Annotated in this window: 20 protein-coding genes and 1 tRNA gene; 11 read left to right on the top strand and 10 right to left on the bottom strand. The window is 46.8% G+C overall.

Annotated elements, in window-relative coordinates; all coding sequences use genetic code 11:
* Window position 1: 1 nt before the first annotated feature.
* Together tgt and BUB52_RS08750 are read left to right on the top strand one after the other, a co-directional pair.
* A complete protein-coding gene (gene tgt / locus BUB52_RS08755) occupies window positions 2–1,132 on the top strand; it encodes a tRNA guanosine(34) transglycosylase Tgt (protein ID WP_009120939.1) in 1,131 nt (376 codons plus the stop codon).
* Entirely contained in the window at window positions 1,129–2,271 is a 1,143-nt protein-coding gene (locus tag BUB52_RS08750) for an LptF/LptG family permease (RefSeq protein WP_009120940.1), read from the top strand. Before tgt ends, BUB52_RS08750 begins: the two co-directional genes overlap by 4 nt.
* A gap of 231 nt (window positions 2,272–2,502) precedes the next feature.
* Here the strand turns inward: BUB52_RS08750 and BUB52_RS08745 are convergent, their stop codons facing one another.
* Window positions 2,503–3,006 (bottom strand): redoxin domain-containing protein, encoded by a 504-nt coding sequence (locus tag BUB52_RS08745; protein ID WP_005654168.1) that lies wholly within the window; start codon window positions 3,004–3,006, stop codon window positions 2,503–2,505.
* Window positions 3,007–3,282: 276 nt separating this feature from the next.
* Between BUB52_RS08745 and serB the strand changes: the two genes are divergently transcribed.
* Together serB and BUB52_RS08730 are read left to right on the top strand one after the other, a co-directional pair.
* Window positions 3,283–4,512: a phosphoserine phosphatase SerB gene (gene serB, locus BUB52_RS08735; RefSeq protein WP_009120941.1), complete on the top strand. Its 1,230-nt coding sequence runs from the start codon at window positions 3,283–3,285 to the stop codon at window positions 4,510–4,512.
* Between the two features lie 210 nt (window positions 4,513–4,722).
* On the top strand, window positions 4,723–6,030 hold the full coding sequence (locus BUB52_RS08730; RefSeq protein WP_039950334.1) for a DEAD/DEAH box helicase: 1,308 nt from the start codon (window positions 4,723–4,725) through the stop codon (window positions 6,028–6,030).
* A gap of 14 nt (window positions 6,031–6,044) precedes the next feature.
* Here the strand turns inward: BUB52_RS08730 and BUB52_RS08725 are convergent, their stop codons facing one another.
* From BUB52_RS08725 to BUB52_RS08710, 4 genes are read right to left on the bottom strand one after another with little or no spacing between them, the layout of a single operon-like run.
* Window positions 6,045–6,833 (bottom strand): DUF4738 domain-containing protein, encoded by a 789-nt coding sequence (locus BUB52_RS08725; RefSeq protein ID WP_009120943.1) that lies wholly within the window; start codon window positions 6,831–6,833, stop codon window positions 6,045–6,047.
* Window positions 6,834–6,848: 15 nt separating this feature from the next.
* Entirely contained in the window at window positions 6,849–8,162 is a 1,314-nt protein-coding gene (locus BUB52_RS08720) for a UDP-glucose dehydrogenase family protein (RefSeq protein WP_009120944.1), read from the bottom strand.
* Between the two features lie 3 nt (window positions 8,163–8,165).
* Window positions 8,166–8,714: a dTDP-4-dehydrorhamnose 3,5-epimerase gene (gene rfbC, locus BUB52_RS08715; protein WP_009120945.1), complete on the bottom strand. Its 549-nt coding sequence runs from the start codon at window positions 8,712–8,714 to the stop codon at window positions 8,166–8,168.
* 4 nt (window positions 8,715–8,718) lie between these two features.
* Entirely contained in the window at window positions 8,719–10,152 is a 1,434-nt protein-coding gene (locus BUB52_RS08710; RefSeq protein ID WP_009120946.1) for a capsule assembly Wzi family protein, read from the bottom strand.
* Window positions 10,153–10,396: 244 nt separating this feature from the next.
* On the opposite strand from BUB52_RS08710, the gene BUB52_RS08705 reads away from it, so the two are divergent.
* Together BUB52_RS08705 and BUB52_RS08700 are read left to right on the top strand one after the other, a co-directional pair.
* Entirely contained in the window at window positions 10,397–11,488 is a 1,092-nt protein-coding gene (locus BUB52_RS08705) for an HU domain-containing protein (protein WP_009120948.1), read from the top strand.
* Between the two features lie 45 nt (window positions 11,489–11,533).
* Window positions 11,534–12,055, top strand: a complete 522-nt coding sequence (locus BUB52_RS08700; RefSeq protein WP_009120949.1) for an FHA domain-containing protein — start codon at window positions 11,534–11,536, stop codon at window positions 12,053–12,055.
* Here BUB52_RS08700 and BUB52_RS08695 read toward each other — a convergent pair.
* The 4 genes from BUB52_RS08695 to BUB52_RS08680 all read right to left on the bottom strand — a co-directional run bounded on the left by BUB52_RS08695 (window position 12,033) and on the right by BUB52_RS08680 (window position 15,981).
* Window positions 12,033–12,485, bottom strand: coding sequence for a hypothetical protein (locus tag BUB52_RS08695; protein WP_009120950.1), 453 nt, complete (start codon window positions 12,483–12,485; stop codon window positions 12,033–12,035). The genes BUB52_RS08700 and BUB52_RS08695 overlap by 23 nt on opposite strands.
* A 296-nt stretch (window positions 12,486–12,781) precedes the next feature.
* Window positions 12,782–13,216, bottom strand: coding sequence for a DUF6078 family protein (locus BUB52_RS08690; protein WP_039950337.1), 435 nt, complete (start codon window positions 13,214–13,216; stop codon window positions 12,782–12,784).
* A gap of 162 nt (window positions 13,217–13,378) precedes the next feature.
* Entirely contained in the window at window positions 13,379–14,857 is a 1,479-nt protein-coding gene (locus BUB52_RS08685) for a tagaturonate reductase (RefSeq protein WP_009120952.1), read from the bottom strand.
* 62 nt (window positions 14,858–14,919) lie between these two features.
* Window positions 14,920–15,981 (bottom strand): LacI family DNA-binding transcriptional regulator, encoded by a 1,062-nt coding sequence (locus BUB52_RS08680; RefSeq protein WP_009120953.1) that lies wholly within the window; start codon window positions 15,979–15,981, stop codon window positions 14,920–14,922.
* A 230-nt stretch (window positions 15,982–16,211) separates the two neighbouring features.
* On the opposite strand from BUB52_RS08680, the gene uxaC reads away from it, so the two are divergent.
* Window positions 16,212–17,618, top strand: coding sequence for a glucuronate isomerase (gene uxaC / locus BUB52_RS08675; RefSeq protein WP_009120955.1), 1,407 nt, complete (start codon window positions 16,212–16,214; stop codon window positions 17,616–17,618).
* A gap of 140 nt (window positions 17,619–17,758) precedes the next feature.
* Here the strand turns inward: uxaC and BUB52_RS08670 are convergent, their stop codons facing one another.
* Entirely contained in the window at window positions 17,759–18,451 is a 693-nt protein-coding gene (locus BUB52_RS08670) for an HAD family hydrolase (RefSeq protein WP_009120956.1), read from the bottom strand.
* A gap of 78 nt (window positions 18,452–18,529) precedes the next feature.
* Here BUB52_RS08670 and BUB52_RS08665 point away from each other — a divergent pair, with 78 nt between their 5' ends.
* The 4 genes from BUB52_RS08665 to BUB52_RS08650 all read left to right on the top strand — a co-directional run bounded on the left by BUB52_RS08665 (window position 18,530) and on the right by BUB52_RS08650 (window position 21,702).
* Window positions 18,530–19,912 carry a peptide MFS transporter gene (locus tag BUB52_RS08665; RefSeq protein ID WP_009120957.1) on the top strand — a complete coding sequence of 461 codons (1,383 nt, stop codon included), beginning with the start codon at window positions 18,530–18,532 and terminating at the stop codon, window positions 19,910–19,912.
* Between the two features lie 160 nt (window positions 19,913–20,072).
* Entirely contained in the window at window positions 20,073–20,876 is an 804-nt protein-coding gene (locus tag BUB52_RS08660) for an MBL fold metallo-hydrolase (RefSeq protein WP_009120958.1), read from the top strand.
* A 93-nt stretch (window positions 20,877–20,969) separates the two neighbouring features.
* A tRNA-Lys gene (locus BUB52_RS08655) sits at window positions 20,970–21,042 on the top strand.
* A 102-nt stretch (window positions 21,043–21,144) separates the two neighbouring features.
* Window positions 21,145–21,702, top strand: coding sequence for an NAD(P)H-dependent oxidoreductase (locus BUB52_RS08650; RefSeq protein ID WP_009120959.1), 558 nt, complete (start codon window positions 21,145–21,147; stop codon window positions 21,700–21,702).
* Window positions 21,703–21,719: the final 17 nt, after the last annotated feature.

Genomic DNA, 21,719 nt, shown 5'->3' with positions numbered 1-21,719 from the left:
AATGACATTTGAGTTACAGTACACAGACAGTAAGACGAATGCGCGTGCAGGTTTGATTACCACTGACCATGGGCAGATTGAAACTCCCATCTTTATGCCGGTAGGTACGTTGGGAACCGTAAAAGGCGTGCATCTGACAGAATTGAAAGAAGATATAAAGGCGCAGATTATATTAGGGAATACCTATCATCTTTATTTGCGTCCCGGATTGGATGTTATAGAGAAAGCCGGCGGACTGCATAAGTTCAACGGCTTTGACCGTCCGATGCTGACCGATAGCGGCGGTTTCCAGGTCTTTTCATTGGCGGGTATCCGCAAGCTGCGCGAAGAAGGCGCCGAGTTCCGTTCGCACATCGACGGAAGCAAGCATGTCTTCACTCCGGAGAGGGTAATGGACATCGAGCGTACTATCGGAGCGGACATAATGATGGCGTTTGACGAATGTACTCCGGGCGATGCGGAATATGCCTATGCCAAGAAGTCGATGGAAATGACGCACCGTTGGCTGGACCGTTGCATCACGCGATTCAACGAAACGGAGCCCAAGTACGGTTATCATCAGGCGCTTTTCCCTATTGTGCAAGGATGTGTCTATCCCGACCTGCGTAAACGGTCGGCGGAGTTCATAGCCTCTAAAGGAGCCGAGGGTAATGCAATCGGCGGTCTGGCCGTAGGTGAACCTACGGAGAAGATGTACGAAATGATAGAGTTGGTGAATGAGATTCTTCCGAAAGACAAACCCCGTTATCTGATGGGGGTAGGTACGCCTGTGAACATTCTGGAAGGCATCGAACGCGGAGTTGACATGTTCGACTGCGTGATGCCTACACGCAACGGACGTAACGGTATGCTGTTCACCAAAGACGGTATCATCAATATGCGTAATAAGAAATGGGAAACCGATTTCTCTCCTATTGAGGCGGACGGCGCATCTTACGTAGATACATTATATAGTAAGGCCTATCTGCGCCATCTGTTCCATGCGCAGGAGTTGCTGGCCATGCAGATTGCTTCCATTCACAATCTGGCGTTTTACCTCTGGCTTGTCGGTGAAGCCCGCAAGCATATTATCGCCGGTGATTTCTCTACATGGAAACCGATGATGGTACAACGTGTATCGACAAGATTATGAGCAAGATTGACCGGAAGATACTGAAAAATATAAAACTGCCTGTCGGGAAAAACAAGTTCCTCAAGCGGCTGGACTGGTACATCATCAAGAAGTTCCTGGGAACATACGTGTTTGCCATAGCCCTGATTATCTCCATCGCCGTAGTATTCGACTTTAACGAGAAAATGGACCGCTTTATGTCCCATGAAGCGCCGTGGAAAGCCATTATCTTCGATTACTACATGAACTTCATCCCCTACTTTGCCAATCTGTTCAGCCCGCTGTTCGTCTTTATCGCGGTAATCTTCTTTACTTCCAAGCTTGCGGAGAACTCGGAGATTATCGCAATGTTCTCTACGGGAATGAGCTTTAAGCGTATGCTGCGTCCTTATATGGTGTCGGCGGCTATCATTGCGATCACTACGTTCTGTCTCGGTTCGTACGTCATTCCTAAAGGCAGCGTCACGCGACTTAATTTCGAGGATAAATACTATAAGCCCCGTAAGTCCACCACAGCCCGCAATATTCAGTTGGAAGTCGATTCGGGAGTCATTGCCTATATAGAGCGTTTTGAGGATTACAGCAAAACGGGTTATCGCTTTTCACTCGATAAGTTCAAGGACAAACAGCTGGTGTCTCACCTCACTGCACGCAGCATCACCTACGATACGGCAGCCGTGCATAAATGGAAAGTGAAAGACTACATGATTCGTGAAATGGACGGTATGCGCGAAAGTATCGTCAAAGGAGAGCGGCTGGATACCATCCTGTTTATGGAGCCTGCCGACTTCCTTATCATGAAGAACCAGCAGGAGATGCTTACCAGCCCTCAGCTGAGCGAGTATATAGACAGGCAACGGCAGCGTGGTTTTGCCAATATCAAGGAGTTCGAGATAGAATATCATAAACGTATAGCCATGTCTTTCGCCTCGTTCATCCTGACGCTGATAGGTGTATCTCTTTCTTCGAAAAAGACAAAAGGCGGTATGGGATTGCATCTGGGTATAGGCTTGGGATTAAGTTTCTCGTACATTCTGTTCCAAACGATTGCCTCCACATTTGCGGTGAACGGTAATGTGCCGCCCGTCATCGCGGTATGGATACCGAACCTGCTTTATGCATTCATAGCATTCTACCTGTATAAGAAAGCGCCGAAGTAAGTAATTGCAGGAAGCTGTCGCCAAGGCAAATCACAGGATATTATAAAATAAGAAGCCGTCCCGCTCTTGTGTTTCCACAAGTGCGGGACGGCTTTTTTGTTGTATTCATTTCCTCTTTTGTTTTGTTCTTCCTTCTTTTCAGGCGGACAGACCGCCCGTTGTCGGAAGAAACCCCACTTTCTTCTTACAGGTTCTTTAATCCCTTCGTTGCAGCGTTGTGCATTGAAGCGCTTAATTCAAGTAAGCTGAAAGCTCTGCAGCAGAGATGTTTTTGGCAATAATCACACCATTCTCATCTAATAAATAGTTAGTAAATCCGCGGCCTAAGCGATATTTCTTGAATAAGCCGGAGGACTCGCCTTTAGTTTCCACGAAACAAGTGGGCGTAACTATTTGGTCCTTACGAACAGTTTCCTTAAAAATAGATTGGTACTCATCGAATGAGACGGAAACCATTTCCACATTTTCATTGCGGGAAGCGGAACGAAGCACATTGCTCAAACTTGCGTTTTGCATCCGGGAGTGCGCGTCATAACTTGCCCAAAAGCTAAGCAACACATATTTGCCTTTCATGTCTGAAAGTTCGGCTAACGGTTGCCCGGCAGACATAGATTGGATTTTAAAGTCCGGGGCTATGTCACCCACATTCAAACCGCCGGTCGGTTTGTCTTTTTCTACAAAAGAAGTCAAGGAACCAATTAGTAATACAACAAAAATCCATTTTACATATTTCATGTAACACGATTTTGGTTAATACTATCCGGGACTGTCCTTTTTGGCAGTGATTTCTTCCCGGAACGTCATCTTCTCAGACCTTGCAATGAGAGGAATTCATTGATACTCAAAGCCTTTAATTCTGAAATCGGGTGCAAAGGTAAGTAATTCTTAAAGTAACTTCCAAATAAACAAGCAATTTTCTCACTTTTTTAGTGCACTTTTTTATGTTATTTAGCATAAAAGGCGAGATTTTTCCTTACTTTTGTGGCTTGTTATCCTATTAATAGACAACTTATGCAACCATTAAGTACAGAACTTATTCTTATCCGCGTAACAGGTGAAGACCGTCCGGGACTGACGGCTTCGGTTACAGAAATTCTTGCCAAGTACGATGCGACCATTCTCGACATCGGACAAGCCGACATCCATAACACCCTGTCATTGGGTATCCTATGTAAAACGGAAGAACAACATTCCGGCTTTATCATGAAAGAGTTGCTTTTCAAGGCATCGTCTTTGGGTGTCACTATCCGCTTCTATCCTATTACGGCGCAAGAGTATGAAAACTGGGTGAGCATGCAGGGTAAGAACCGTTATATTCTCACGCTGCTCGGACGTAAGTTGTCTGCCCGCCAGATTTCGGCGGTTACCCGTATTCTGGCGGAGCAAGGTATGAATATCGATGCTATCAAGCGCCTTACGGGACGTATTCCGCTGGATGAATGCGATACGAAAACACGCGCCTGTATTGAGTTCTCCGTACGAGGCACACCTAAAGACCGCATAGCCATGCAGGAGCAGCTGATGCAACTGGCCAGCGAACTGGAAATGGACTTTTCTTTCCAGCTGGACAATATGTATCGTCGTATGCGCCGCCTTATTTGCTTTGACATGGACTCTACATTGATAGAGACCGAGGTTATAGACGAACTGGCCATACGTGCAGGTGTCGGCGAGCAGGTAAAGGCTATTACGGAACGTGCCATGCGTGGAGAGATAGACTTTACGGAAAGCTTCCGCGAGCGGGTGGCTCTGCTGAAAGGCCTGGACGAGTCTGTCATGCAGGAGATCGCCGAGAACCTGCCTATTACGGAAGGTGTTGACCGCCTGATGTATGTTCTGAAGAAATACGGTTATAAGATTGCCATCCTTTCGGGCGGTTTCACTTATTTCGGGCGTTATCTCCAGCAGAAATACGGTATCGACTATGTCTATGCCAATGAACTGGAAATAGAGAACGGCAAACTGACCGGACGTTATCTCGGCGATGTAGTGGACGGCAAGCGCAAAGCCGAACTGCTGCGCCTGATAGCGCAAGTTGAGAAAGTAGACATAGCCCAAACCATTGCGGTGGGTGACGGCGCCAATGATTTGCCGATGCTGGGTATCGCCGGATTGGGTATCGCTTTCCACGCCAAGCCTAAGGTCGTGGCAAATGCCAAGCAGTCCATCAACACAATCGGTCTGGACGGAGTGCTTTACTTCCTGGGATTCAAAGATTCTTATATAGATATTCCGCGATAAAATAAGCTCGTACCATATATGCGTAAGCTCCTGCGAGAATTAATTATCGCAGGAGCTTATTTTTTAGCAAGCTTATTTTGTTCTACTTTCGGTTTGCATTATCTTTGTACCAAATACGAAAATAAGCTGCACCTCGGCATAAAAAATGAACAAGTTCATTTTATTCTGTTCTCGGTTTGCATTATCTTTGTGGCAAATATAACGAAATTCATGAAGTTTTCTGAACTAAAATTAAACGACAACGTGCTTGAAGCACTGGATGCAATGCGTTTCGACGAGTGCACCCCCATACAAGAAAAATCAATACCAGTTATACTCGAAGGCCGGGATTTGATAGCTGTTGCACAAACCGGAACCGGAAAAACCGCCGCGTACCTGTTGCCCATATTGAACAAGCTTTCGGAAGGCGGGCATCCCGAAGATTCCATCAACTGTATAGTAATGGCACCTACACGGGAGTTGGCGCAACAGATAGACCAGCAAATGGAGGGTTTCTCCTATTTCATGCCGGTGAGCAGCGTGGCTGTGTACGGCGGTAATGACGGAGTGCTTTTCGAGCAGCAAAAAAGAGGTCTGACTTTGGGTGCGGATGTTGTAATCGCAACTCCGGGACGCCTGATAGCGCATCTCAGTCTGGGATATGTAGACCTTTCACGCGTCTCCTACTTCATTCTGGATGAAGCAGACCGCATGCTGGACATGGGATTCTATGATGACATTATGCAGATTGTGAAATACCTGCCTAAAGAACGTCAGACCATTATGTTCTCGGCTACGATGCCTGCCAAGATACAGCAACTGGCGCAGAGTATCCTGAACGATCCGGCAGAAGTGAAACTTGCCGTTTCCAAACCTGCCGAAAAGATTGTGCAGGCCGCTTATGTATGCTATGAGAACCAAAAGTTAGGAATCATCCGCAGCCTTTTCGCCGAGCAGACGCCCGAACGCGTCATTATCTTCGCATCTTCCAAGCTGAAGGTGAAAGAAGTAACCAAAGCGCTGAAGCAAATGAAGCTGAACGTCGGGGAAATGCACTCCGACCTCGAGCAGGCGCAGCGCGAGGAAGTAATGTACGAGTTCAAGGCGGGTCGGGTCAATATATTGGTTGCCACCGATATTGTGGCGCGCGGTATCGATATAGACGATATCCGCTTGGTTATCAATTATGATGTGCCGCATGACAGCGAAGACTACGTGCACCGCATCGGACGTACGGCACGTGCCAACAATGACGGCGTAGCTCTTACTTTCGTCAACGAAAAGGAACAGACGAACTTCAAGGGCATAGAGAATTTTCTGGAAAAGGAAATCTATAAGATACCGGTGCCGGAAGAATTGGGCGAAGCCCCCGTGTATAAACCGCGCTCCAATGACGGACGCAAACGCAGCAACTTCAAAGGCGGCGGACGCCGGAGCGGCGGAAACGAAAAAAGCGGAAATGGAAAAGGCGGTAACCGGAATAACAACAAACGCAGGGAAGGCGGCAAAAAGCCTGTCCGGGCAAAGAAACAAGAATAAGTAAAAAGCGGAATTTATTCCGCTTTTTTTATCTCCGTCCGATTGTCGAATCCGATGGTAATATCCGCCAGACTGTATACGGAACTTTCCGGTACGCGTAAGGTTGCCTGGTATCGGTAGCCCTTGTTGTCAACTCCCATAAAATTCATATCGGCAAGAATCATTTGGCTCAACGTCTCCTCGGAAAAGATACCGGCAAACATTTTCTTGGTAATGTCTTTGCCATACAACATCCGCCTGCCCTCATACACGCAGATATGTATGACATTGTCGTAATAAACATTATCCACACTGATGCCACCCTCTGAATAGGACGAGCGGACAACCTTCATCTTCGAGGGATTGATGTACACATATCCCCGGTAGCGTGTACCTTTGTACATTACTACGCTATCCTTTTTCACTACTTCCGTAGTGGGTATGACTTCCACTTCCCTGTTCTCAAAGGCAAGCGCATCCTCGGGACTTTCCGATTTATGCAGCTTTACAATCTCATCCGCCAATGAATGAAACCAAAAGCTGTACTCGGTCTGCCTGTCAATCTTGTAGGTTACGGTATTGCTGCCGTACACATATATCGTATCTCGTATAATCTTAAATGATACGGGGATATTCTGGGGATCGGCATAGTATATGGTGTCTCCTTCTATGCGCATCAAAGGCAGTTCGGTTTCATCATCTATCCAAACGCCTTGAAGCAGAGCCTTGGCCGTAGAGTCCTCTTCGACAGTATTTTGCTCCTTACCATTACCGCATGCAGCCAACACTATGACGCAACACAACTCTATTACGAGTTTTTTCATGTCTGTCTCCTTCCTTTATTTACCTATACAGTGGTAGGTAAATCCAAGTTCTTCTATTTCTTTCTTTTCGTAGATATTGCGACCGTCCAATAACACCGGGGTTCTCATGGCCTTTTTGATGACAGCCCATGACGGCAGGCGGAACTCTTTCCATTCCGTCACCAGCATCAAGGCATCCGCATCGAGTGCGGCATCGTACATGTCGGTAGCGTAGCAGACGCTATCGCCTATCCTACGGCGGCATTCCGTCATGGCGGCCGGATCGTACACGCGCACTTTACAGCCCGCATTCAGCAACTTGTTTATCAGAATCAACGAAGGCGCTTCGCGCATATCGTCTGTTTCCGGCTTGAAAGCCAATCCCCATAAGGCGATTGTCTTATCCTGCAAATCGCCGCTGAAGTGTCGCTGCAGCTTTTCAAATAAGACGCTTTTCTGCTTTTCATTGACCTCCTCCACTGCTTGGAGCACACGCATCCGATAACCGTTCTGTTCGGCGGTCTTGATTAACGCCTTTACGTCTTTCGGGAAACACGAACCGCCATACCCGATGCCCGGATAGAGGAACTTGCGGCCGATACGCGTATCGGAACCGATGCCGCTGCGCACCATATTGACGTCAGCTCCCACCAGCTCGCACAGATTGGCGATATCGTTCATGAAGCTGATGCGGGTAGCCAACATGGAATTAGCCGCATACTTTGTCATTTCGGCAGATGGGATATCCATGAAGATGACGCGGAAGTTATTCAGCAAGAACGGTTTGTAGAGCTTGCTCATCAGCTGCTTTGCCCGTTCGGACTCTACTCCCACCACTACCCGGTCGGGGCTCATAAAGTCGGCCACGGCATTTCCCTCTTTCAGGAATTCGGGGTTGGAAGCAACGTCAAACTCTATTCGTACTCCCCGTTTATCCAGTTCAGCCTGAATCGTCGCACGCACTTTCCCGGCAGTGCCCACCGGAACGGTACTCTTGGTTACCACCAGTACGTATTTCGTCATGTTGCGTCCGATGGTACGCGCCACTTCGAGCACATAACTCAAGTCCGCGCTGCCATCTTCATCGGGCGGAGTACCCACAGCGCTGAATATAACATCTACCTCGTCCAGGCAACTTTCCAAAGAAGTCGTGAATTGCAGGCGTCCCGCTTTCGCGTTCCGGTTTACCATTTCCTCCAGTCCGTTTTCGTAGATTGGAATCACTCCCTGCTTCAGCGCTTCTATCTTTTCGCCGTTCGTATCGACGCAAATAACGTTGACGCCTATTTCTGCAAAACAAGTACCGGTTACTAAGCCGACGTATCCCGTACCGACAATGGCTATTTTCATATCCTATTCAAAATATTCCGCATCTTTGAACGATACGGCATGTCCGTCTTTCTCTGATACTATGAATTGAGATTCCGCAACCGGCCAGTCGATACCGACGGTTTCGTCGTTGAAGCGAATGGAGGCCTCTGCCTGCGGTGCATAGCCGTTATCTACTTTATAAGTGAAGATTGCCTCGTCGCTCAACACCAAAAAGCCATGGGCAAAGCCGCGGGGAATAAAGAACTGACGCTTGTTCTCCTCGCTCAGCTCCACGCTGACGTACTTGCCGAATGTAGGAGACGAACGGCGCAGGTCGACCGCAACATCCAGTACCTTGCCTTTTATGACACGTACCAGTTTGGCCTGACTGTATTCGCCTTTCTGATAATGCAGTCCGCGTAATACACCGAAAGAAGATTTAGACTCGTTGTCCTGTACGAAATGTACATCGCCGATGTTGGCACGGAATTCTTCTTCTTTAAACGCTTCCATAAAGTAGCCGCGCGCGTCATTGAACACTCTCGGTTCGATGATCCATACGCCATCAATTTCTGTTTGTATGTAGTTCATTGCTTTAGAACGATTTATGTATCTTTAATTGAAATCCGAAATTATCTCCGTATATCTCTCCCATGTCCAAGGCAAGAGAAGCGTTGAAGTTCCAGCCTTTCCATCTTTCGGGAGCATAAGAGAACGAGGCGTAGGCCGAAAAGTTCTCTAGAATATCCAGCGTGGGAGCGCCGGGAGTACCCCACGTCCTGTTGTGGCTCATCTTGGCGATGTAGCTCCATTCCGGACTTATCTGTCCGCTCCAGCCGATGTGCAACGCTTTTACACGGTTGTACTTGAAGGTCATGTCGCCGTCTTTATTATAGATGGGCGACGCAATCAACGGATTGGCTATCATCATACCCCAATGCGCCCAGCCGGGGTAAAGGCCGTTGTTGTAATAGTTGTCGGAGCCGCCTGTTTTGTGCACAGGGCCTTCTTCGGGTTCGTGCAAGCCGTGCAGCGGACCGCTCATGTTGGTAGTCTGCAAAAACTCGAACACAACCGCGTTGACAGGTTTGAAATGGTTGAAACTCATTTCAAGTCCCCACAATCCGTCCCAGCCGTTCTGCTTACCCATGGCGGAGAAGTCGTCGAAGTGGTTGCACAGATATGCGCTGATTGAGAACTTATCGGAACGGTGGGTCAGCCTTATTTGCTCGCTGCCCAGGAAGTTGCCCTGAAAGAAGTTGCTGTCGTTCCACGGCTTGTCTTCATCGCCGGCGCCGGGAATAAATACTCTGAAATAATCTTTCAACGTGTTTCCCAGATTGGCTACGTTGCCGTTCGAATCTACTATGCTTCCGCCGAATTGCGTATCGAGCGTCATGCCGATGTCGAGCTGCCATTTTCCGTTAGGCACGCCGACGCGGATAAATCCCTCTTTGTGATGATACTTGATGTCTTTTGTGTACCAATGCCCTGCTCCTACTTTGCGCTCCTGGTATTTGTTGTCGGTGAACCATCCGTAAGATATTTCACCTTTGATGGCGAGGCGCGGAAGTATGTAAAGGTATTCGGGGATGCCCACCATGATTTGAGGAATCGGCCTGGCGTTGCCCGACCATGTCATGTCACCGCTGCTCAAAGCGTTGTTCAGCAACGGAGCGCCTTTCTCGCGGCTTCCGGCAAACAGCCCCAGCCACTTGTAACGCGCGTCTATATATGCCTGCTGGATAAAGATGTCCTTGTCGCCTTTGAAGTTCATGCCCACGGCAGCTACCATGTCCAGCTTTTCTTCGAATTTCCACTTGCCGAGCTGATGCTTGTAGCCCAGTCCGCCCCGTATGTATGTATTGTCATAAACAGAGCCGAGCCCCTGTTGGTTGCTTACTTGCCATAAAGGAGTGTTGTCTCCCGTATGCACGGTAGCCCCGTATTCCACGAAAGGAGAAACCTGCGCCGTTGCCATGTTGCCGCCCATGAGAATAAAGGCCAATAAACAGATAGGGATACGCATGATGGTGAATAGTCTGTATCTGGTTAAGTGCTGACAGTTATCTGTGTTCATTTCAAAATATATAATATAGTTTATAGTCCTAATTAAAGAGAGATGTGGAAGACGGTGCAAAAGTAGGAAAAAAATCTAATATATCGGCCATGGGCGATAAAGGAGTTTCCAAAGTTCGCCGTGTTTATAAGTTGTTAATAAGAAAAGCTGTCCGAAAGTGGCGTATATCCGATAAAACCGCTACTTTTGCAACATGATTGAATTAGCGCAGCACATAGAAGTATTGTTATTGGAGAATGATTGTGTCATTGTTCCGGGGTTGGGCGGATTTGTCGCTCATTATACTCCGGCAATGAGAGTGGCGGAAGAAAATACTTTCCTGCCCCCCACCCGTATTATCGGTTTCAATCCGCAGTTGAAGATGAATGACGGACTGCTGGTGCAATCCTATATGGCTGTGTACGGTACGGACTTTTCCGATGCCACCAGGATTGTGGATAAATCGGTGAAAGAGCTGCTGTCGCTTCTCCATGAGAATGGTAAAGCGGATTTGCCCAATATCGGCGAGTTGCGCTACAACATTCACGATGTCTACGATTTCGTGCCGTACGACAATAAGATTACCACTCCTTACTTATATGGGCTCGACAGTTTCGAGATGCGGGAACTGGCCGTTCTGCGTAAGCCTTACGAGAGCAAGACCATTCCTTTCGCACCCGTTGTCCGGGAAGAAAAGAAGCGTAAGTACGAGATTCGTATCAACCCCTCTTATCTGACCAATGCGGTTGCCATGATTGCCATTGTGGCTCTGTTCTTCTTCTTTTCCGCGCCCATAGAGAATACGGAAGTGGTGGAGGCCAACTATGCCCGTCTGCTGCCCGGTGAGTTATTCGAGCAGATAGAAAAGCAATCGCTGGTTATTACTCCGATTGTCGTTCATCAGCAGGCAACCGCTAAGAAGGCGAAAGCCTCTCAAACCGGCTTGTCGCAGTCTGCGGGTAAAAAAGTCGTCGCCCCTGTTGCCGTGAAAGAAGTGAAAGTCCGCCGGCAGTCCGCAGCGGCTCCCGTTCAGCCTAAAACGGAAACGACAGCTGCCGTTTCTGTCGTTCAGGCCGCCAAGACGCCTTACCATATCATCATTGCCAGCGTAGGAACCGAAAAGGATGCCGATGCCATGGCGCAGCGGTTGATTGCCAAAGGCCATGCCGGCGCCAAAGCGATTATCGGTGACGGCAAAATGCGTGTCAGCATTCAGTCGTGCGCCACAGAAGCGGAAGCCTATCGCGCTTTAAACAAGATTCGTCAGGATGAAGCGTTTCAGAACGCCTGGGTGCTGAAAAGATGACTTTCTCCATAGCGAATTATTAATTACCAACTATCCATCAATTCAATGAAACGTATCCGTTGCCCCAAATGTGAGAACTATCTGACTTTCGACGAAACAAAATACACGGAAGGCCAGTCCTTGGTGTTTGTTTGCGAGAACTGCAAAAAGCAATTCAGCATACGTTTGGGCAAGACGAAAATGAAAGCGCCGCAGAAAGAAGAGAATCCGGACGAGACCGAATACAAGGAAGCTTTCGGAAACATTACGGTCATTGAGAATGTCTTTGGCTTCAAGCAAGTGCTGCCTTTGCAAGAGGGCGACAATAAGATAGGCCGTCGCTGCGTAGGAACGGTTATCAATGTCCCGATAGAAACCTCGGATATGAGCATGGACCGCAACCACTGTGTTATCAACGTGAAACGCAACAAGCAGGGCAAACTCGTTTATACGCTGCGTGACGCTCCGAGCCTGACGGGTACTTTCCTTAACAATGAAATTCTGGGCGATAAAGACCGTGTCCGTATTGAGGACGGAGCTATTGTAACCATCGGCGCCACCACCTTCATTCTTCGGGCGGCGGAGTAAGCAGATTGCTTTTTCTGCTTACCCACCAATAGCGTATAAACAATACCCCGGTGGACATGAGTGCAAGCGAAAGCCCGGTATAGAATACCGAAATAAACGCGTCCGGCAATAAATGGAACGAGCGTATCGTAATGCCGAACGTTATCATAAAGACCATTACAATCCAACCTTTTACATCGAAGAAAGAAAAAGGGCAATTCTTCTCTTTCTTTTTTTGTTCGATACGTTTGGTGTGCTTGTAGTAGAGTTTCTTGAAGACCAGCAAAAAGAACAGAAGAAATACAACCGTAGCCTCTCCTATCTTGAACAGCCAATATTGTGAATCCGTCAGCCATGTCACGATTCCTATCCGGAGGATATTGGCTCCGGCTGCCATCCACACGATTCCGGCGGTGATAAGCAATACTTTCCTGTTTACTCCGTATTTCATTTTTCTATATTTGGGTAATCTTACTGATACAGGGAACAAAGATAGGAAAAATATGTTCGCAAATTCATATTGTATACTTCACTGTCTATCAGACCTGTGTATGTACCAGGGAGTTCCTGCCTTTGGTACGTCCCGTACCTCAGCGTGGTACGGCCTGTACCCTACTGTGGTACGACGTGTACCATAGTAAGGTACAAGACGTACCAACGGTTGGTATTCCTTGTACCAACCGTTGGAAATTAAAATATCATGCGGGAGAAAATCGGCGGTTCCGCAGGGAAACGCGGGCGGGATGCCTACCAGTCGTATTCTTCGGTGTATCGGTCGAAAGCGATCTCCTTGTTCCAACCATGTTTCCTGCACACTTGGCGGATACATTCCTGTTGCTTCGGAGTAAGTCCCAACTTTTGATTGCGGTATCGGTAATAGGGAGAATGATTGAAGACGGCTTCCAAATTGAGGTGGATGGCGCGGGAAATGCGTGCGGGCATGTCATCGTACAGGTTTTTGAAACCCCACGCTACCCGTATCTTCTTGTTTGTACGGAAATGCGGGCATTCCTTTCCCGCTTCCGGATAACAGAGGGGATTGATAACGGACAGTCGGATGTTTTTCGCCGTATTGTATTGTGTCATACTGTGTCGCAAGCAGCTTTCGGCCTTAGCGCAGCAGTCGTTGAAGCATAGGGTGTATCGGGCTGCCTGGTTGTTTAAGTCGGAGTTGTTTTCCATTATTTGTTCGGATTTTAATGAATATGTATTATCTGGTAAAGGTACATGAAAAAAGTCGGCCGGGCATCATATAACTACTGTTATATTTAGTGTGGCAGGTATAAAAAACAGGGTAAAACCGAAGTCTTACCCTGTTTTCTTTCGTTATATATCGGTTCTTGTTTAGAGAATACCTTTCACTGTTTCCAGCATACCCTTTTCTTGAATGGAGTTCAAGAAACCGGTAACCATATCCGTTAATCCCGGGATGGTGTTCAAGTCCCCGTGTTCGCCCCAAATAAGGTCTTTGGCTGCCAATACGCCTTCCGCTACTTTGCGGGTGTCGCCTGTCGCCCAAAGGTCTTTCAGTAATTGCATGATTTCGGGAGCGTCGTTCGGAGTGATTTCCGCACCGTCGGCACGCACACCGCCCTTATAATATGTGATGATGGCGGCAAGACCGAGCACGAGTCCTTTCGGAAGTTCGCCTTTGCGTTCCAGATAAGTCTTCAAGCCCGGCAGGTCGCGGGTTTGGTATTTCGGGAAGGAGTTCAGCATGATGCTGGTCACCTGATGTTCTACGTAAGGATTGTCGAAACGTTCCAATACATCGGCGGCGAATTTCTTCAATTCGTCCATGGGCAGATTCAATGTCTGCATCAGTTCGTCGAACTGTACTTTGCGGACGTACTTGCCGATAACAGGGTGGTTACAGGCGTCGCGCACGATGTTTACGCCACTGAGGTAAGCCACCGGAGAAAGCACGGTGTGAGGACCGTTCAGCAAGGTTACCTTTCTTTCGTGGTAAGGAGCCTCGGACTTCACGAAGAGTACGTTCATGCCTGCCTTGTTTGCGGGGAATTCCTCTGCCAACTGGCGGAGAGAGAGGTTCTCGGCAGCTTCGATAACCCACAGATGGAAGATTTCGGCCTGTACAACCAAGTTGTCGGCATAACAGATTTTCTTCTGAATCTGCGCGATTTCCTTACGCGGGAAGCCCGGAACGATACGGTCTACCAGAGTAGCGCATACGTAGCAGTACTTTGTGAACCAGGTCTTGAACTTCTCGTAATCTGCGCCGAAGTCGTCTTTCCACAGTTCGATGTACTGATAGATGCATTCTTTCAGGTGATGGCCGTTCAGGAAAATCAATTCGCAAGGCATGATGATAAGACCTTTGCTCTTGTCGCCCTTGAAAGTTTTGAAACGACGGTACAGAAGCTGAGTCAGTTTGCCCGGATAAGACGATGCGGGAGCGTCGGTGAATTTGCAATTCGGGTCGAATGCAATACCGGCTTCCGTTGTGTTGGAGATAACGAAACGTATCTCGGGCTGGTCGGCAAGCGCCATGAATGCGGAGTTTTGAGAGTACGGATTCAATGCGCGGCTGATACAGTCGATACGCGTGAGGCTGTTGACAGCCTCACCGTTCAGACGGCCTTGCAGATTGACGTGGTAAAGACAGTCCTGGCCGTTCAGCCATTCTGCCATACCTCTTTCTATGGGCTGAACCACTACAACGCTACTGTTGAAGTCGGTTTTCTGATTCATGTTGTAAACAATCCAGTCTACAAATGCACGAAGGAAGTTACCTTCACCGAATTGGATAATTCGCTCGGGAGCAACGGACTTGGGAGCCGTCTGTTTGTTTAATGCTTTCATCTTAAAACTGATTTTAATTATGATTTATGGATTATGATTTAAATTGTACGATGCTTGGGGAACTACTCGAATTCGAAGTAGAAGTCGATGTTTTCTTTCATCAGAACGTCGATGGGCATATACTTTACGGCAGTCACCGGCTTCTTGAATACGATGTGATTGCATAACGCTTTAACGCCGCAATATCCTTGCAATCCGGGGCGTTGTCCGATGAGATAGTTCACCTCGCCGCTTTTCAGGTATTCCACATTCTTTTGAAGCAGGTCGTAACCTACCAGCGCGTCCAGCTTTTGCTTCTTTCTCTGCAAGTAGCCTGCCACTTGATATACGCGAGAGTTGAAGACGGCTCCTAAAGCGACTTTGGGATGTTCGGCAAAGAAAGTATCCAGCTGCTTTTCATTAGCGTCGGTGTTTTCTTTGTGGAGAACAAAGTCGTGTACAATCAGATTCCGGTGCTCGGCGGCAAGGTATTGCATAAAACCTTCCAGGCGGCGTTGCATCTGCACCTCGGCGGGGCTGTTCTTTTGGTTGTTCAGGAAAAGCACCAGCTCCTGGCCTTCCCGGTAACGGCGCATCAGTATCTTGGCCGCAATGTATCCGCTGACCTGAGAGTCCTGGCCTATATAACATAAAGCATGGGTCTGCTCCATGTTGAAGTCGATAAAGGCGTAAGGTATATTCTTGCTTTCCAGATACGATGTCAGTTTCAAAGTATCGTCCTGAAAATTCGGAGCAATCAATACCGCATCGACGGACTCGGATTGAAGCCGCGTGCATGCCTCTTGATAAGAAGGCTTGTTTGCATGGCTGTAAAACAGGTAATCCACGCCTACGTTGAACGGACGCATTTCCTGCGCGGCGCGGTCTATTCCCTGCGCCACGGAATGCCAGTAATCATGCTCTATATAATAAGGTATGATACATACCACATGATAACGCTTTTTGGCCGCCAGACCTATGGCAAACATATTGGGATGATAATCTATTTCATCAAGAACTTTCTGAACCTTTTCTCTGCTTGCGCGGGATACGTCGCCCCGGTTATGGAGCACACGGTCTACAGTTCCGGCAGACACGCCTGCCATACGTGCAATGTCCTTTATCGTATAATTCTTGTTTTCCATTCTCTCCTACCTAAAGGCGTTTAAAGGTCTTACGTTCAAAACTTAAATATTATAAATATTTGCCGCAAAGATACGAATTATTTTGTTTCTCCAAGTAAAATTTCTACTTTTGTGTTCGATAACGGTTAATAAAAGCAAAAAGCCTTATCAGGCCTATCAGCTTTACAATCAATACTATATAGGTGTAATAACAAGAAAGTAATTTTTTTAGATACTTAAAACACAAGAAGATGAAAAACTTTATGGACGAGAACTTCCTGTTGCAGACAGAAACCGCACAGAAGTTGTACCACGAACATGCGGCTAAAATGCCGATTATCGACTATCACTGTCACTTAATTCCACAAATGGTAGCAGACGATTACCAATTCAAGTCACTGACGGAAATCTGGTTGGGTGGCGACCACTACAAATGGCGCGCAATGCGTACCAACGGCGTGGACGAACGTTTCTGCACCGGTAAGGACACCACCGATTGGGAAAAGTTCGAGAAATGGGCGGAAACCGTACCTTATACTTTCCGTAATCCTTTGTACCACTGGACGCACTTGGAATTGAAGACTGCATTCGGCATCGACAAGATTTTGAACCCTAAAACCGCACGTGAAATCTATGACGAATGTAACGAGAAGCTGAAACAACCCGAATACTCGGCTCGCGGCATGATGCGCCGTTATAACGTGGAAGCTGTTTGTACGACCGATGACCCCGTCGATTCACTGGAATATCATATCAAGACCCGTGAAAGCGGCTTTGAAATCAAGATGTTGCCTACTTGGCGTCCCGACAAGGCGATGGCGGTAGAAGTTCCTGCTGATTTCCGCACTTATGTAGAGAAGCTGGCGGAAGTGAGCGGTGTGGCTATTTCTACTTTCGACGATATGATTGCCGCTTTGCGCAAGCGTCATGACTTCTTCGCCGCTCAAGGATGTAAACTGTCCGACCATGGTATCGAAGAATTCTATGCGGAAGATTATACGGATGCGGAAATCAAGGCAATCTTCAATAAAGTGTATGGCGGCGCCGAATTGACCAAGGAAGAAATCCTGAAGTTCAAGTCGGCTATGCTGATTGCCTTTGGTGAAATGGATTGGGAGAAGGGCTGGACACAGCAATTCCACTATGGAGCCATCCGCAACAACAACAGTAAAATGTTCAAGTTGCTCGGCCCTGACACCGGTTTTGACTCTATCGGTGAGTTTACTACCGCTAAAGCAATGGCTAAGTTCCTCGACCGCTTGAATTCGGCAGGCAAACTGACCAAGACCATTCTTTATAATCTGAACCCGTGTGCCAATGAAGTAATCGCTACTATGCTGGGTAACTTCCAGGACGGTACGATTGCCGGTAAGATTCAGTTCGGTTCAGGCTGGTGGTTCCTCGACCAGAAAGACGGTATGGAAAAGCAAATGAACGCACTTTCCGTACTTGGCTTGCTGAGCCGTTTCGTAGGTATGTTGACAGACTCACGTTCTTTCCTCTCCTATCCGCGTCATGAATATTTCCGTCGTACATTGTGTAACCTCGTAGGTCGTGATGTGGAAAACGGCGAAATTCCTGTTGCTGAAATGGAACGCGTAAATCAGATGATTGAAGATATCAGCTACTACAACGCTAAGAAGTTCTTCCAGTTCTAAGACAAGGACGAGATAATTAAAATCAGCCCTTCCACGCTTGATGCTTTATGGCGAGCGTGGAAGGGCTTTTTATTAAATACTGCTGATTTTAGACTTATACTATCTGTCATTCTTCGTTGCGCTCTGAATGACAGGTTACCTTATAAGAGGTATTCCGTTATATCTTTGATGTTCTTTAATTGGATGAAGTTGGGGCTTGTTATGTTTCCGTCATGGGTTTCATATTGCCAGGTAATATGGTAAGGAATGTGGGCGGCATATCCGCCTAACTCCAATACCGGCAGTATATCCGATTTGACGGAGTTTCCCAGCATCAGGAAATTTCGCGGATTGCATTTCATGGTGTCAAGAAGTTTTTGATAATCGGCTTCTTTCTTGTCACTCATTATTTCAACGTGGCAGAAGTACTTCATCAGTCCCGAGCTCATCACCTTTCTTCTTTGGTCGAACAGGTCTCCTTTGGTTGCCAGTACCAGCTTGTATTTTCCTTGCAGTTGGAGTAATACATCTTCCACTCCGTCTAAAAGCATGACGGGCTTTTGCAGAAGTTCCTGTCCCAATTTGATGATTTCTTCCACGCAATGCATGTTTTCTGTTCCGTCGGTAATCCGGCATGCGGTTTCAATCATACTGAGCATCATGCTTTTCAGACCATATCCATACATGTGCAGGTTCTTCATCTCTGTCTTAAACAGTTCCTGCGAGACTGTTGCCGATGGCTGATATGCTTTTAGCAAATCACAGAACTTATGTTCGAACTCCTGAAAATAAAGCTCGTTTTCCCAAAGGGTATCGTCCGCATCGAATGCCACAACTTCTATTTTGTCTGTCATACGTTGTCCGTTTTATTGTTATTGTCTATCTTTGCCGCAAAGATAAGTAATAAAAACGTAATAATTAATCAGTAAAGGATGACTCAATCACCCCAAACTAATGCCAAAGGTTTTAGCAAGGCCTTTTGGGTAAGCAACACGGTAGAACTTTTTGAACGCATGGCGTATTATGCCGTATTTATTGTTCTCACCATTTATCTGTCCAGTATTTTAGGTTTCAATGATTTTGAGGCGAGTATGATTTCCGGTCTGTTCTCGGGCGGGCTGTATCTGCTTCCCATATTTACCGGAGCTTATGCCGATAAGATAGGTTTCCGTAAATCGATGATTATCGCATTCTCTTTGTTGTCTGCGGGTTATTTGGGCTTGGGAGTGTTGCCTACCTTGCTGGAAGCAGCCGGACTGGTGGAATATGGAGAAGTGACACGCTTTTCGGGACTGACCGATAGCAGTGAACGCTGGATGATTGTTCCTGTGCTGTTTGTCATCATGCTTGGCGGTTCGTTCATTAAGTCTGTTATTTCCGCATCGGTGGCGAAAGAAACCACCGAAGCAACCCGTGCCCGCGGTTATTCCATCTTTTATATGATGGTGAACTTCGGCGCTTTTACAGGAAAGACCATTATCGATCCGTTGCGCAACGCTATCGGCGAGCAGGCTTATATCTATATCAATTTCTTTTCCGCCTCAATGACCATTCTGGCGTTGTTGTCCGTTATTCTTCTGTATAAATCGGCGCATACGGCAGGTGAAGGTAAAAGTATGAGTGAGATAGGACGAGGTTTTCTGCGCATCATCACAAACTGGCGTTTATTGATTCTTATCCTTATTGTAACGGGATTCTGGATGGTGCAACAGCAACTGTACGCCACAATGCCTAAATATGTTATCCGTATGGCCGGCGAAACTGCCAAACCGGGTTGGATAGCCAATGTAAATCCTTTTGTGGTGGTTTGTTGTGTAAGTTTCATCACCAGATGGATGGCCAAACGCACGGCCATTACTTCCATGAATATCGGTATGTTCCTGATTCCTGTTTCTGCATTGCTGATGGCATGCGGAAATCTGTTGGGCAGCGATGTTATTGCGGGAATGAGCAATATTACCTTGATGATGATACTCGGTATTGTGGTACAAGCGTTGGCGGAATGTTTTATTTCTCCGCGATATTTGGAATATTTCTCATTGCAGGCTCCAGAGGGAGAAGAAGGTATGTATCTCGGGTTCAGCCATCTCCATTCTTTTCTGTCATCCATTTTCGGATTTGGCATAGCGGGTGTGTTACTGACCAAATACTGTCCCGATCCGGCTTTGTTTGCAAGTCGGGAAGCTTGGGAAGCGGCCAGTATGAACGCGCATTATATCTGGTATTATTTTGCGGGAATAGGATTGGTGGCCGCCGTAGCTCTGTTGATTTTTGCCAAAACCACCGAATTCATCGACAAAAAGAAGAAAGTATAATCTTTTATATTGCATATTTTTCCGTATATTTGTCGCCCAATGCGAAGACAGGCTGCTTTCGGCATAATTTAAGTACGCTTAATTCTGCCCTCATTTGCACTGTCTTCGCCGTCATTTTTTCTCAAAAAAGTGACGGCTTTTTGTAATTAAGTAGATTAGAATGAAAGTAAGATTTATAAGCCTTGCAAGTGGTAGCAGTGGCAATTGTTACTATATAGGCACAGAGAAATACGGAATACTTATTGATGCCGGTATCGCTGTCCGTATCATAAAAAAAGGATTAAAAGAGGCAGGTATCAATATGGAAATGATACGTGCGGTGTTCGTTACCCATGACCATGCCGACCATATAAAGGCGGTAGGCGGACTGGGAGAGAAACTGAATATACCTATTTATACGACGGCGCGCATTCACGAAGGTATAAACAAAAGTTACTGTATGACGGAGAAGCTGCATTCGTCCGTCCGTTATCTGGAAAAGCAACAACCTATGCAGTTGGAAGATTTCCATATCGAATCTTTTGAAGTTCCCCATGACGGTACGGACAATGTAGGTTATTGTATCGAGATAGACGGAAAAGTGTTCTCTTTCCTTACCGACCTTGGAGAAATCACTCCTACCGCGGCGCATTATATCTGCAAAGCCAATTATCTGATATTGGAAGCCAATTACGATGACGAAATGCTGCGCATGGGTACTTATCCCCAATACTTAAAGGAGCGTATCACCAGCCGTACCGGACACATGAGTAACATCGCCACCGCAGAGTTTCTTGCTGAAAATATCACTGAGCATTTGCAATATATCTGGCTTTGCCATTTAAGCAAAGATAACAACCATCCGGAACTGGCCTATAAAACCGTTGAATGGAAATTGAGAGAGAAAGGTATCATTGTAGGTAAAGACGTGCAACTCTGTGCTTTAAAGAGGACTACTCCTTCCGAACTATACGAGTTTGAATAAAAAGATACCGATTCCATCGAAAAAAGTCCTGGAATTGTTTGCGGAATAAAATAAAAGGACTTACCTTTGCACCCGCAAACAGGAAATAAGAATGCACTCTTAGCTCAGTTGGTAGAGCAACTGACTCTTAATCAGTGGGTCCAGGGTTCGAATCCCTGAGGGTGTACTTAAAAAAGGAACAACAATAGTTGTTCCTTTTTTGTTATATATCCATGTTTTTCTATCTTTGTGACTAATCAACAGATATTTCTAATTTATAAAATACACTATGGATAAAAGTGCAAAACAAGTCGTGGTTCTTCTGGCACACCCCGATATTAAAAGTTCGCAAGCCAATAAGGCATTGGCGGATGCCATCAAAGAGTTGGAAGAAGTGGCGATATACAATTTGTATGAAATGCGTCCCGAAGACGCTTTTAATGTAGATTTATGGAGCAAGATTATATCCCAGGCGTCTACTCTTGTGTTTCAGTTTCCGCTATATTGGATGTCGGCTCCTTCTTTGTTGAAGAAATGGCAGGATGAGGTGTTTACTTATCTGGCTAAGACTCCGGCGGTGGCGGGCAAGGCGTTGTTGGTGGCGGTTACTACCGGTTCCGAATACAGCGCATATCGTAGCGGCGGAAGAAACAACTTTACGATAGATGAATTATTAAGACCTTATCAGGGAAGCGCCATACATGCCGGAATGGTATGGCAAACTCCTGTCGTCGCGTATGGTATGGGAACGGCAGACGCCGGAAAGAATATTGCGGAAGGGGCTAATAATTACAAACTGAAGATAGAATCTCTGATTGGAAAGAATCACGCAGGCAGTGATTGGTAATATACAAACCGAGGGGC

Source organism: Bacteroides clarus YIT 12056 (genome assembly GCF_900129655.1).
Classification (GTDB): Bacteria; Bacteroidota; Bacteroidia; order Bacteroidales; family Bacteroidaceae; genus Bacteroides; species Bacteroides clarus.
Note: the sequence above shows the minus strand (reverse complement) of the source record. Positions and strands in the feature narration are given on the sequence as shown.

What these genes read in the sequence shown, in the direction of transcription:
- tgt (WP_009120939.1), top strand. Translation starts at nt 2, where the DNA reads ATGACATTTGAGTTACAGTACACAGACAGTAAGACGAATGCGCGTGCA.
- BUB52_RS08750 (WP_009120940.1), top strand. Translation starts at nt 1,129, where the DNA reads ATGAGCAAGATTGACCGGAAGATACTGAAAAATATAAAACTGCCTGTC.
- BUB52_RS08745 (WP_005654168.1), bottom strand. Translation starts at nt 3,006, where the DNA reads ATGAAATATGTAAAATGGATTTTTGTTGTATTACTAATTGGTTCCTTG.
- serB (WP_009120941.1), top strand. Translation starts at nt 3,283, where the DNA reads ATGCAACCATTAAGTACAGAACTTATTCTTATCCGCGTAACAGGTGAA.
- BUB52_RS08730 (WP_039950334.1), top strand. Translation starts at nt 4,723, where the DNA reads ATGAAGTTTTCTGAACTAAAATTAAACGACAACGTGCTTGAAGCACTG.
- BUB52_RS08725 (WP_009120943.1), bottom strand. Translation starts at nt 6,833, where the DNA reads ATGAAAAAACTCGTAATAGAGTTGTGTTGCGTCATAGTGTTGGCTGCA.
- BUB52_RS08720 (WP_009120944.1), bottom strand. Translation starts at nt 8,162, where the DNA reads ATGAAAATAGCCATTGTCGGTACGGGATACGTCGGCTTAGTAACCGGT.
- rfbC (WP_009120945.1), bottom strand. Translation starts at nt 8,714, where the DNA reads ATGAACTACATACAAACAGAAATTGATGGCGTATGGATCATCGAACCG.
- BUB52_RS08710 (WP_009120946.1), bottom strand. Translation starts at nt 10,152, where the DNA reads ATGCGTATCCCTATCTGTTTATTGGCCTTTATTCTCATGGGCGGCAAC.
- BUB52_RS08705 (WP_009120948.1), top strand. Translation starts at nt 10,397, where the DNA reads ATGATTGAATTAGCGCAGCACATAGAAGTATTGTTATTGGAGAATGAT.
- BUB52_RS08700 (WP_009120949.1), top strand. Translation starts at nt 11,534, where the DNA reads ATGAAACGTATCCGTTGCCCCAAATGTGAGAACTATCTGACTTTCGAC.
- BUB52_RS08695 (WP_009120950.1), bottom strand. Translation starts at nt 12,485, where the DNA reads ATGAAATACGGAGTAAACAGGAAAGTATTGCTTATCACCGCCGGAATC.
- BUB52_RS08690 (WP_039950337.1), bottom strand. Translation starts at nt 13,216, where the DNA reads ATGGAAAACAACTCCGACTTAAACAACCAGGCAGCCCGATACACCCTA.
- BUB52_RS08685 (WP_009120952.1), bottom strand. Translation starts at nt 14,857, where the DNA reads ATGAAAGCATTAAACAAACAGACGGCTCCCAAGTCCGTTGCTCCCGAG.
- BUB52_RS08680 (WP_009120953.1), bottom strand. Translation starts at nt 15,981, where the DNA reads ATGGAAAACAAGAATTATACGATAAAGGACATTGCACGTATGGCAGGC.
- uxaC (WP_009120955.1), top strand. Translation starts at nt 16,212, where the DNA reads ATGAAAAACTTTATGGACGAGAACTTCCTGTTGCAGACAGAAACCGCA.
- BUB52_RS08670 (WP_009120956.1), bottom strand. Translation starts at nt 18,451, where the DNA reads ATGACAGACAAAATAGAAGTTGTGGCATTCGATGCGGACGATACCCTT.
- BUB52_RS08665 (WP_009120957.1), top strand. Translation starts at nt 18,530, where the DNA reads ATGACTCAATCACCCCAAACTAATGCCAAAGGTTTTAGCAAGGCCTTT.
- BUB52_RS08660 (WP_009120958.1), top strand. Translation starts at nt 20,073, where the DNA reads ATGAAAGTAAGATTTATAAGCCTTGCAAGTGGTAGCAGTGGCAATTGT.
- BUB52_RS08650 (WP_009120959.1), top strand. Translation starts at nt 21,145, where the DNA reads ATGGATAAAAGTGCAAAACAAGTCGTGGTTCTTCTGGCACACCCCGAT.